This is a genomic window from Paenibacillus sp. DMB20 (assembly GCF_000987955.1).
Lineage (GTDB): Bacteria > Bacillota > Bacilli > Paenibacillales > Paenibacillaceae > Paenibacillus_AQ.
Genome location: NZ_LAZU01000054.1, coordinates 44,859 through 57,347, shown reverse-complemented (window position 1 = coordinate 57,347; position 12,489 = coordinate 44,859). Strand labels below are relative to the sequence as shown.

The window sequence follows — 12,489 nt, the reverse complement described above, 5'->3', positions numbered from 1 at the left end:
TCGGTAGCGCAAATGGGACATACCGTTTACGTTATCTCGACGGACGCTCCGTCCAACACCTTCACGCCATCGCTCTCGTACTCCGCCAAATCCTTCATGAGGGCGAATAAAGCCCCGTCTTTCATCTTGGCTTCAATCATGACATCAAGGCGCGGTGTTCCGGAAGCGATTTTTCTGAGAAAAGCAAGCAGCGGCGCGGGCTCTACGCCATCGGCATGGCTGCGGATATCGGTAGGGCTCTTCGGACTGGAGACATGGATTTTCGGCGGCAAAGGGTTGTCCTCATCCGAGCCTGCCTGAGCCAGCGGCGTTTCCCAGGTCCGCATAATGTCCGGCCATAGATCCCAAGGGGCTTCCCCCTCGTTATTTACCCATTGGTGGTGGAGATCCAGCACCATCGGCAGTCCGAGATTCCGGCACACGGTCAAGGTTTCGACGGCGTTAAACGTTTTGTCGTCGTTTTCCAGGGTAAGGCGCTCCTTAATATCCTGGTCGAGCAGGCCGAAATGCTCCTCAAACCGCGCAGCGGCTGACGGCTTATCCCCATAAGCGCCGCCGATATGGATATTGTTCTTCATCGCCCCTCCCAGTCCCATGATATGCAGCATATCCGTATGATGCCTTAAGTCGCGGATCGAGTTCGCAAGCACCTCCGGACGGGGCGTGCTGAGCACCGTAAAGTGATCGGGATGAAAAGACACCCGCATTCCGTTTCGCTTTACGAACTCCCCGACCTCCGTAAATCCTTCCTTCAGCGCCGGATAAGGGTCCCAGTCGCTTAAATCGGCGTGCGTCCCAAGCGGAATCAGCTTGGAGGTCATGCGATACACCTTGATATCGTGAGCAAGATTATGCTTCAGCAGCCGCAGGGTGTTATGGAGGTTTTCCGCTGCGATCCGCTCGAGTTTCCGGATGGCCGCTTCCCGGTCATTCAGCTTGGCAAAGCTGGTCATCGTCATCGTCTTGGATGGAGAGGAATTCTGAACGACCGTAGACATGGCCACATATCCGAAACGGACGATCATTTTTTGTCCCCGAAAAACATCTCGTAAGCCAAATCGGTCTGCACTTTGGATTCCTCATCGGTCAGCTTGCGCACAAGCTGAAGCTCAACGGAGGTGACTTCGCGTCCCTGAAAGTTGATTTCCGCCACGCAGGCGGTAATCCGTACGATGGCTACCGCTTGATTGTCGGGCGTGTAGGCGATCACCTTTTGCCCCGTCGGAAATACGCGCAGTCCTTCCTTCAACATTTTGCCCCGTCCGTACTCCAGAAGCTCGTACAGCTCCTGTTCATTCTTGAACTTGCAAACGGAATTGAACTCGGTTTGAAATCCCATAGGCCAGCCTTCCTTTCCGGTGTCAAAGTTAGAATCAAGGGGAGCCGTGATCAACGCGGACTCCCCTTTGGTTACTTCTATTATACTCCATTTTGCCCTTAAGCTTCATTCTCATAAATCAAAGACTGTTTGCGTTTATACCGCTCCAATCCGAGCTCGATCATCCGGTCAAGCAGCTCCCGATACGATACGCCCGTCTCTCTCCACAGCAGCGGATACATGCTGTAGGGCGTAAAACCTGGCATCGTGTTCACTTCGTTAATCATAATCGCGCCGTCGGAGCGGCGGATGAAAAAGTCCGCCCGGGTAATCCCGTTGCCTTCGATCGCTTTAAAAGCGGTAATCGCAAGCTCGCGGAGCCGGTCCGCCGTATCCGGATCAACCGGGGCGGGGATCAGCATCTCGGACTTTCCGTCCGTATATTTTGCCGTGTAGTCGTAGTATTCGCCGGAAGAAACGATTTCACCCGGCACGGATGCCATCGGTTCGTCGTTGCCCAAAACGCTGACCTCCACCTCGCGTGCATCCACGAACTCTTCCACGATGATTTTATTGTCAAAACGGAAAGCCGTTTCGATGGCGTTTCTAAGCTGTTCGGCGTCCTTCGCCTTGGAAATCCCCACGCTGGAACCGAGGTTTGCCGGCTTCACGAAGCACGGATAACCGAGTTTGTCTTCGATTCCACGCAAAAGGTCATGGCTGCCCCGCTCCCATTGGGAATGGTTGAAATAGCAGTATTCGCACTGCGGGAGATCCGCCTCCGCAAACAGCTTTTTCATGACCCCTTTGTCCATGCCCGCGGCGGAAGCCAGCACGCCGGCCCCGACATAAGGAATATCGGCCATCTCCAACAGCCCCTGAATCGTCCCGTCTTCGCCGAAGGTTCCGTGGAGAAGCGGGAACATGATATCGACCACTGCTTCCTCGCCGCCGTATAGCCGGCTGAAAACGGCATTAAGCGCAGCCTGCGTTCCTTCCCCGCCCTCAAGCTTCAGCTCCGACGCGTCTGCGAAGGGCGAAGAAAGCTTGCCGCCGATTTTCCAGGTTCCCTGTTTGGTAATATAAAAAGGTATAATTTCGTATTTATCAAAATCAAAAGCGTTCATTACGGCAAAGGCCGTCGATAGCGACACCTCGTGTTCCCCGGATTTCCCGCCATATACCAATCCTACCGTTAATTTGTCCTGTCCCATGCCAAACCTCTCTTTTTTGCGGATTGCAGCAGTTCATGCTGTTGCTCTAAAAATAATCGGGAATGTGATAAAAGCGGTACACGGTGTTATCGTTCCAGGCGTAAGAATCACGATAATCCCAGTAACGGTGCCGGCTGCTGACCGTGTGCGCGTTCACGAGCGGCATCCCGCCCGCATCAAACGCCGTGACGATCGTGCTGTGCTGAAACGAGCCGTCGCCGTCCCAATCGTACACGATGACGTCGCCGAGCATCAGCTGCTCCGGACGCTCCACCATTTCCGCTCTCAAGCCTGATGTGCTCGTATGCAAATACCGGGCGAAGCTGTTCGAAACCGCCCAGCTGTAGCTCCACCATTCGCGGCCGTTCACATAACCTTTGTACCACCATCCCGTTTCTCTTTTACCAGTATAGTGGATTGGGGCTTTGCCTGCAAAGAGGCACTGCGAGATATAATTCGTGCAGTCCACGGCGAATTCGGCAAACTCCGGATTGCCCTTCTCCCACCATTTATCGGCATAAAGCGCTGCCGCCTCCCGGTCATACCGGCCCGATCGGGAGTAGCTTCCCGCCGCGTAAACGCCCCGGTTGATCAAGGGAACGGAAGGAAGCGGATCCGCCGTCCCGGATCCCGGGTTGTCCCAATCCGGTTCGTTCTCCGGCTTCCGCTCGTCTTCCAGACGCTCGACACCGACGATAATCCAAGCGTCGCCGTCTCGCAGCAGCGTCAGCCGCTCCCGGTTAATGATGTCCTCACGGTGGGTCATGCCGCTTTTTTCGTAAAAAAATACGCTGTGAAGCCGCAGATCCGCCACCACGTTATCTTCCGTCTCCCTGAGCACGCGCGCAAGCTTCGCCCTCGTTTCGCTCTTCCGGGGAGTGATCTGTCGTTCCGCGTACCAAACCTGGAGGCGGACTTGCCTCTCCCCCCTCTCCATCAGGTAGTTCAGGTCGGTCACAATCTGCTCCCGAAGGCCGGTCCCGTAATCCACCCGGTTCTGATTGTACTGCTCCACATACGCGTACAAAACGTTCTTCCAAGGTTTTCGAGCTTCCTTTATTTTAACCAAACCTTTTCGCCCCTTTCGGCCCTCCATCGTGAACTGATTCCGGAAAGATATTCTTATCCTATTTATATGAAGAAAGATGTGCTGCTATGAACCGGGCTTATTCCCGGAAGAAAACCGTCAGCCGGGGTTGAAACAGGGCGCGGATAGCTTGATTTTCCGCAAAAAAATGCTTTACGTGGCAACTTGTAAACGGTATACTTAAAGTAAGTTAAATTATGAAATTGTGTTTCATCTGGTGAAACAAATTCGAAAAATCGATACACTCAAGGAGGCTCATGTATGTCAGTTAAGGACCAATTCTCCATCTCGCGTTCGCTGGAGGTAGGCGGCAAGAGTTACCGTTATTTCAGCCTGCAGGCCCTCGAAGAGCAAGGACACGGCAGCGTATCGAAGCTCCCGTTCTCCATCCGGGTTTTGCTGGAAGCAGCAGTCCGCCAATTCGACGGCCGCGCCATTACGGAAGAGCATGTAAAACAGCTCTCCAAGTGGAACGAAGGCCGTGACGACAACAAGGAAATCCCGTTCATCCCTGCGCGTATCGTGCTGCAGGACTTTACCGGCGTGCCCGTCGTCGTCGACCTTGCCGCCATGCGCGACACCGTCAAGAAAGCCGGCGGGGATCCGAAGCAGATCAACCCGCTCGTGCCTGTCGATCTCGTCATCGACCACTCCGTCATGGTTGACGCTTTCGGCACGGACAAGGCTCTGGAATACAACATGCAGGTCGAGTTCGAGCGCAACGAGGAACGCTACCGTTTCCTGCGCTGGGCGCAGACCGCGTTCAACAACTTCCGCGCCGTTCCTCCGGGCACAGGCATCGTCCACCAGGTTAACCTGGAGTACCTGGCATCCGTAGCGGCTACGAAGACCGTTGACGGCGAAACGCTCGTTTTCCCTGATTCCCTCGTAGGCACCGACTCCCATACGACCATGATCAACGGTCTGGGCGTTGTCGGCTGGGGCGTCGGCGGCATCGAGGCTGAAGCCGGCATGTTGGGGCAACCGCTTTATTTCGTACGCCCGAGGTTATCGGCTTCAAGCTGACCGGCAGCCTGGCGGAAGGCGCTACGGCGACCGACCTCGCGCTGACCGTAACGCAAATGCTCCGCAAAAAAGGCGTTGTCGGCAAATTCGTGGAATTCTACGGACCGGGTCTCGCGAACATCAGTCTGGCCGACCGCGCAACCGTAGCCAACATGGCTCCGGAGTACGGCGCAACCATCGGTTTCTTCCCGGTTGACGACGAAACGCTGGCTTACCTGCGCAATACCGGACGTTCCGACGAGCAGGTTGAGCTGGTGGAAGCTTACTATAAAGCACAGAACATGTTCCGTACGGCTCAAACGCCTGATCCGGAATTCACCGACGTGATCGAGCTGGATCTCGCTTCCGTCGTACCGAGCCTTGCCGGACCTAAGCGTCCGCAGGACCGCATCGAGCTGACCCAAATGAAAGAAAACTTCAACGGCATCATCCGTACGCCGATCGATAAAGGCGGCTACGGTCTGAGCGATGAGAAAATCGAACAGAAGGTTACCGTGAAGCATAAAGACGGCACAACCAGCGAAATGGGAACCGGCGCGGTTGTTATTGCCGCCATCACAAGCTGTACCAACACCTCGAACCCAAGCGTTATGCTGGGTGCCGGACTCCTGGCGAAGAAAGCCGTTGAGCGCGGCCTGAAGAAGCCGGGATACGTGAAGAGCAGCTTGACTCCGGGCTCCCTGGTCGTAACCGACTACTTGGAGAAAGCCGGTTTGCTGCACTATCTGGAAGCCCTCGGTTTCTATGTAGCGGGTTACGGCTGCGCAACCTGCATCGGCAACTCCGGTCCGCTTCCGGACGAAGTAAGCGAAGCCATTACCGAAAACGACATGACCGTTGCGGCCGTGCTCTCCGGTAACCGCAACTTCGAAGGCCGCGTCCATGCGCAGGTCAAAGCGAACTATCTCGCTTCTCCTCCGCTGGTTGTAGCCTATGCCCTGGCAGGCACCGTGAACATCGACCTGCAGAACGAGCCGATCGGCTACGATCCGAACAACGAGCCGGTCTATCTGAAAGATATCTGGCCAACGAGCGCCGAAATCCGCGAAGCGATCGGTTTGTCCGTCAGCGCCGATGCATTTCGCAGCAAATACGAAAACGTATTTACCGCGAACGAGCGCTGGAACGCGATTCCCGTACCGCAAGGCGAACTGTACGAGTGGGATAATCAATCCACCTACATTCAAAATCCGCCGTTCTTCGAGAACCTTGGAAACGGCCTGAACGACATCCAGGATATCCGCGGAGCGCGCGTCCTTGCCCTGCTGGGCGATTCCGTCACGACGGACCACATCTCGCCGGCCGGCAACATCGCCACGAACAGCCCGGCGGGTCTGTACCTGAAGGAACGCGGCGTAGAGCGCAAAGACTTCAACTCCTACGGCTCCCGCCGCGGCAACCATGAAGTCATGATGCGCGGAACGTTCGCCAACATCCGCATCCGCAACCAGGTTGCTCCGGGGACCGAAGGCGGCGTAACCACTTATCTGCCGTCGGATGAAGTGATGTCCATTTACGATGCCTCGATGAACTATCAGGCCGGTGGACAGAATCTGATCGTCGTGGCCGGCAAAGAGTACGGCACCGGCAGCTCCCGTGACTGGGCGGCAAAAGGCACCTACCTGCTCGGCGTCAAAGCCGTGCTGGCGGAAAGCTTCGAGCGGATCCACCGCTCCAACCTGGTCGGCATGGGCGTACTGCCGCTCCAGTTCCAGGAAGGCCACGGTTGGCAGAGCCTCGGTCTGAACGGACGCGAAACGTTCGACATTCTCGGCCTGAGCAATGACGTGAAACCGGGTCAGGAGCTGACCGTCGTGGCAACCCGCGAAGACGGCACCCGCTTCGAGTTCCCTGTCGTGGCCCGTCTGGACAGCATGGTCGATGTGGACTACTACCACAACGGCGGTATCCTGCAGACCGTCCTGCGCCAAATGATCGCCAATAACCAGCAGTAATCAAGATTTGCTGCAGCATAGGCAAAACCAAGAAATAGGCTGTCCAAAGTCATGAAACATGGCTTCGGGCAGCCCTTTTTTGGTTTCTTGAAATCAATAACGCATAAATCCCCCCCAAGAAGGGGCGTCCCAAAAGGTCTATTCATCCGGGACGCTCCTGTTATTTGTCAAGAGAGGGGTGGCCTGTAGTCAAAAAACGAAGCTCGCAAAAAGAAAAGGGGACGGTCCCGCAGTAGAAATAAATCTACTTTCGGGACAGCCCCTTCATGACCTGCATTTAATCGTTCAACATCACGTAAAGCATTTTCGCAATTTCCGCCCGCGTCACGAAACCGCGCGGATCAAAGGAGTTATTGCCTTTCCCTTGAACGGCTCCCATCGTTTGCAAAAGGCCTACGGCATCTTTCGCCCATGGGGAAATGCTGTTCATGTCGGCGAATGTCCCCCCGGATGACGGGACGGTTCCCGTTTTCTTCAGGGTCACGGCCATTTGGGCAAGCACGACGGCTGCTTCCTCCCGGGTGATGGAATCCTTCGGACGGAATTTGCCGCCGCTGCCCTGGATAAGGCCGAGCTCGGCCGCTGTCGACACATATGCCGCATAATAATCGTTTGAAGCCACATCGTTGAACGCGGTTTTGCCATTCGCAGGATCGATGCCGAGCGCCCGTACGGCCAGGGTAACAAAATCCGCTCTCGTTACCTTCCGGTCCGGCTGGTATTGATGTCCATCCACTCCCGTAACGATGTGTTTGGCGGCAAGCTTGCGAATGTACTCCTCCGCCCAGCTGCCTGTCAAGTCCGTAAATTTCTTATGATATTCCATGACGGCGAACTGCGATAAAAGGTCGGTTGCAAAACGTACGGAATCCCGCTCAAACGTTCCTCCGATATAACGAGCTTTTCCTTCGTTCAGTTCATACACGCCCGCGTAATCTTTTCGAAGCTGCTTGCTCTCTTCTGCCGTCAATGCCCGCTCTACCGTAACCGGGCCGTCTAGCTGATGAACGCTAGTCTCCATTTGGCCTTTTACCGTTACAAGTTTAAGCGTAAAGGCGATTCGGGACGGAGCCAGTTCGCTGCTGCCGAGAGTCGCTTTATTGAGGGCAGCTTGAACCGAAGGATTGAGTGTCGGGTCGATCTGAACAATGACCTTATCGGCATCCGCAACCACCGTCGGCCATGCGATCGCCGGAAGCGTTACGGTAACGCCAGGTGCCACGATTTCGATGGTCAGCTTTCGTTCCTTCGCTTTTAACACCCCGGCGGCATCCAGCTCGATAGCTGCAGGTTTGCCGGCACCGCCCGCATCGTTCAGCATGATGGTTACTTTTCCGCTCTCCGATTCTTTCACGGCCTTCTCCAGTGCCGCACGGTTTGCCTTATAAGAATCGCCTTGGCCTTGATTCAGTTTAATCACGCCTTTATCCTTGGCCTCGCCTTGATCGGCAGGCTCCTCAGGCTTGCCTGGTATCGCAGGCTTTGTCCCGGCGGATGATCCCCCGCTTCCGTTCGGATTGCCCGAGTTGCCCGAATCACCCGGATTGCCAGGATTGCCAGGGTTGCCAGGATGTCCGCCTTCATCGCTTTTGCCGGTATGGAAGCCCCAGACGTCCGACAAAACGTTCCCGCTGTTCGCATCCTCAACCTGCGCATACCACTGGTAATAGCTGTTTGCTTGGAGCCCGTTCCAGGTTACGGAAGCTTCTTTTCCGTTTTGTACGCCGCCCTGTTTGCCGATTCTCTGATCCGTATACACCTTCACCCCGATGTAATCGGTCGCGACGCGCTTCGTTTTCGGCTGCAGGTCAAGATCAAGCGAGAATTCGTCCTTGCCCGGGTATTCGTCGGCATCGTAATAGTTGTAATCATTCAAATAAGGCGAATACGTTTTGATATGAAGTTTATTATTCTTGACGTCGAACTGCATGAGACGGATATAGCCGAGTCCGCCTTCCGGCCCGCCCTGATAGTCGGCCAGCATCTGGAATACTTTTCTTTTCTCGCCGTTATCGTCGAGCTCGTCGATTTTGATCTGAGCATCGTGATAATGGCCCGACAGGGCAGCAATGACGTTTTTGTTCGGCTTAATCACCTTTTCGAAAATTTTCTCGGCGATCGGAGCGCGGTTATTGGAAACGAGCATATATTCGTGCAAGCATAAAATCGCCTTGCGTTCCGGATACTTGGAAACGACCTCGTTCATCCACTCAATTTCCTTATCGCCGAGTCCCCAGCCCATATAGACGATAATAAAATCGTTGCCGCCCGCGGATACGAGATCGTAATGTCCCCGGTTGTTTTCGTAGGAAGCTCCGAAGGTCGGCATATCTTTGAAACGCCAATCCCCAAAGTACTGCCAATATTTCGCGTAATCGTTGTCCTGATGCCCCACGTCATGGTTGCCGGCCAGAACGCCGTAAGGAATGCCCGCATTTTCCAGCACCTTCATGTCCTTGTCGGCTTCCTGCCACTGATATTCCTGGTACGATTTATCGACGATATCGCCCGTATGAATGACATATTGGATTTTGTTGCTTTCTTTATTGTCCGCGATCCAATTCACGATATCCTGGTAAATGTGCGGATAGCTTTGGGAATAGTACTGCGTATCGGACATCCAGACAAAGGAGAAATCGTAAGGATCCTGATTCTCCGGCGTAGGGCTTGGGGCTGAGGCGGCGGCACCGATCTCATCCTGCACAATGACCTGAATCGTCTGCCCGTCCGCATAGTCTCCGGCCTTGACGGTTGCTTTCAGCTCAAAGTCCTCGTTACCCGCGATGAGGTTATCGAGCAGCTCCCATTTCCCGGCTTCCTTGCTCCAGGCGTACAGGCTGACTTTACGGCCTTCAAGCGATTTGCCCTGCCATACGATATCGACGCGGTCCGTCGCTTTCACGGTAGGATCCAGTTTAATTTCATACCGTTGGTACGGGAACTGCTCGACCGATTCGTTAACCAGGTAATTCCCGTCCACGGCGCCGATCTTCCCGTATTCCTCGGCCGTTAACGGCTGCTCCCCTTGCGGGATCATCGCCTTCGGCGGCTCGGTTTCGGAAACGTTCTTGAATCCCGCAAACCCTTCTGCACGTTTTCCGTCATATTGGAATCCCCGATAGAACGTAACGTCCATCGGATCATGGGTAGGATCTTGAGCTTTCACCGTTAACGTCGCGCTGTTCCCCACATCCGTCTTACCGTTCGTTGGCGCGACAAGCACCGGTTTCATCGGGTTTTCCTCAGGTATCGTGAAGTTTACGGTTTTCACTGCCTGGTTTCCGGCTTTATCCGTTGCGGAAAACTCCAGCTTATGCTCGCCTGCGGTCATGGTGCCGGAAGAAACGGCATAGGGGAGCGCGATTACACGGCCGTCCAGCTTCACATCCATTTGGTCCACGCCGGCGAAGCGGTCCTCGATAACGGCGTCGATCGTGAAATGTCCCCGGTATTCTTTTCCCTCTTCCACGTTCGGTTTGATCACGGGCGGGGTATTGTCCACCATGACGTTCGACGTCGCTTTTCCGGAACCGTCCTCGACCGAAATCTCATGTCCGCCATCGGCAAATTGCCGCGTATCCCACAAGTAAGCCTTCGATCTGAAATATTCCGGCTTCAAGTCAAAGCCGAAACCGATCCATTCCGATTTGCCCGTGCTGTCTCCCATCTTTAACTCTTTATCGCGTACGGCATACAGCGGGTCCCATATTTCGGTTCCATCCGCGAGCACAAGGCGAACGTTCCTTACTTCAAAATCATCCTTGTTCTCTTCCGGACGCGTATCAAACGGACTCGACTTGGAACCGGCCCGGATGTAAATCACGTTGTTCGTTCCGGCCTGCAGTCGGCTGGCATCGATCGGGACGCTCAGCGTCGCATACGTGGAGATCGGGTCCATGAACGTGTGAAGAATCGTTTTATCCCCGTCTTCCGGCGGCCCCATCGTCACCGCGTTTTTGAAATAATAGTCGACGCCCTTTGCCTCAAAAACAAAGTAAGCGTCATGCTCCAATGCGAAAAACGGGCTTGGGGCCAGCTCTTTTCCATCCACGGTCAATTTCAAAGCATCGGCATTTACCGTCTGGGAGGTGGCTTTTATCGTCCGGGTTCCGTTAACCGTATCGCCATCCTTGACGCTAAGGCGAAGCGGCGATTGGTCGGGTCCGCCGGTAATGTTCACTTTGACTTTTGCCGTTTCCGTTTCATTCATCCCGTCGGAGACGACAAAATAATATTCGATGTACTTTCTTCCGATCAGATCGGCAGACGACACGTTATAGTGGTACAGCTTATCATTGTAGTCCTGCGTAAGCGATTGGCCGCTAAAATCGGGCTGCTTATCCGAACGGACAAACACGTGCACGGAAACGACCTGTTTATCATCATCCGCGAAAGCTTTGAGATCCAGTGGATTGGACTGGTCAATCTCCGTCACGCCGGTTCGATCTTCAGCTGTTGGCTTGACCGTATCCAGCTCCACATGCACGGGCACTGACGGAACCTGCGAGGAATTCACTACTCCCGGAACCGGCGCGTTTTGACCCGAGCTTGTTTTGATCATCGCCCTGCTGCCGTTCAGCGGGTATTTATACTCAATCGCTTTGTTTTCTTTGGTTTCGTCTTTTACGCCCCCATCATATACGGTGTTGGCATCATAATAGGCAGCGGAAACTTCTTCCCCGGTATTCGTCTTGATGACAACGGCGCGGGACCCGGAGTTGGCCATGCCGTCGCTCTTGATGACGAACAGGTTCGTATCCGGAATCAGATTCGTTTTGTGAAATTGATTAAAATCGTCTGCCGTATAATGGCTGTTTGCGGTGTTGACGATCCAGAACACGGCCGGCTGCCCGGCCGGAATGACGAAGTCTTCCTTGGTCGATGCCCACTTGACGTCTCCTTGGGGCCCTTTGTCGGGATAACGATAATACATTTTAAAGTTTTTAAAATCGATCGGTTGATCCGTATTATTGTAAATTTCGATCAGTTCATAGGCGTCCGTGGAGGTACCCGGCACATTGGTCGTGTTGGGAACCAGCTTCGTGACAAGCAGCGGCGGCGCCTTCGCGGGATCGAATGCCGGAAGATTGACGTTTACCGAATAGCTCGGGGCAACGTCGTTAACCCGGATTTTGTAGTTCAGCACAGGCTCGACAAGCGCGCTTGCCGGAATAACAGCGGCATATTCATCGCCGTTCTTCTGCGTCATCGGCACAACCTGGTACCTCGATTGGGACGGCGTCTTAAACAGCAATTCCGTGGTCGTGATAACCGCGTTTTCCGGATTGTCGATCTTAGCCGACACTTCCAGGTCATTGACATCGACGCGCTGGGCGGGAGTATGTACAATTTGCAGTTTTTTCTCTGCCCCACCCTGGATTGCGGCGCTATAAACAACGGATCGCTGCGGCAAAGAATCCCCATCCGCCGCTTCAACGTAATACTGCAAAAGCGTCCCTCCGGCAAGCCCTTGGCTTGGAATGGCGGCGGTGTGAATGATGCCGTCCCCTGCAGTCATGGCCAGGGTTGTATACTCCGTCTGAACATCCGTCTTGTAATACACGGAAGCCGTGACGGTCTGGGCATTCCCCGTGATCGATACGGAAATGGCGGCATCCTGGTCGGCGGGCAGCGCCGCCGCGGGCGTATGCTCGAATGTCAGATTCGTTGCCGACGGCTGTACCGCGTTGTATTCGAAACCTGCCGCGCTTACGGCAGCAGGCTGCACAATGCCGATCAGCATGCTGAACAGCAAAACTAGCGAGAACCATTTGTTTCTCTTACCCAATCTTATCTCTCCCCGGTTTTACGTTTTAGTAGATGAATTCATAGACAACTACTGCATTTTACCCCTCATATGTAAAATCCAGATCATGCCAATATGAAAAT

At 54.4% G+C, this 12,489-nt stretch carries 5 protein-coding genes and 1 pseudogene; 1 reads left to right on the top strand and 5 read right to left on the bottom strand.

Annotated features, from left to right (window positions below):
- Window positions 1-26: 26 nt before the first annotated feature.
- The 4 genes from uvsE to XI25_RS30055 form a co-directional block, all read right to left on the bottom strand.
- Window positions 27-1,025 (bottom strand): UV DNA damage repair endonuclease UvsE, encoded by a 999-nt coding sequence (gene uvsE / locus XI25_RS30070; RefSeq protein WP_046681510.1) that lies wholly within the window; start codon window positions 1,023-1,025, stop codon window positions 27-29.
- Entirely contained in the window at window positions 1,022-1,339 is a 318-nt protein-coding gene (locus tag XI25_RS30065) for a hypothetical protein (RefSeq protein ID WP_046681509.1), read from the bottom strand. Before XI25_RS30065 ends, uvsE begins: the two co-directional genes overlap by 4 nt.
- A gap of 98 nt (window positions 1,340-1,437) precedes the next feature.
- On the bottom strand, window positions 1,438-2,532 hold the full coding sequence (locus tag XI25_RS30060; RefSeq protein WP_046681508.1) for a D-alanine--D-alanine ligase: 1,095 nt from the start codon (window positions 2,530-2,532) through the stop codon (window positions 1,438-1,440).
- Between the two features lie 46 nt (window positions 2,533-2,578).
- Window positions 2,579-3,628 (bottom strand): amidase domain-containing protein, encoded by a 1,050-nt coding sequence (locus XI25_RS30055; RefSeq protein WP_046681507.1) that lies wholly within the window; start codon window positions 3,626-3,628, stop codon window positions 2,579-2,581.
- Window positions 3,629-3,880: 252 nt separating this feature from the next.
- Between XI25_RS30055 and acnA the strand changes: the two are divergent.
- Window positions 3,881-6,600 (top strand): annotated as a pseudogene (acnA, locus tag XI25_RS30050) (aconitate hydratase AcnA).
- Window positions 6,601-6,877: 277 nt separating this feature from the next.
- Here acnA and XI25_RS30045 read toward each other — a convergent pair.
- Window positions 6,878-12,388 (bottom strand): S-layer homology domain-containing protein, encoded by a 5,511-nt coding sequence (locus tag XI25_RS30045; RefSeq protein WP_052759806.1) that lies wholly within the window; start codon window positions 12,386-12,388, stop codon window positions 6,878-6,880.
- Window positions 12,389-12,489 lie beyond the last annotated feature (101 nt).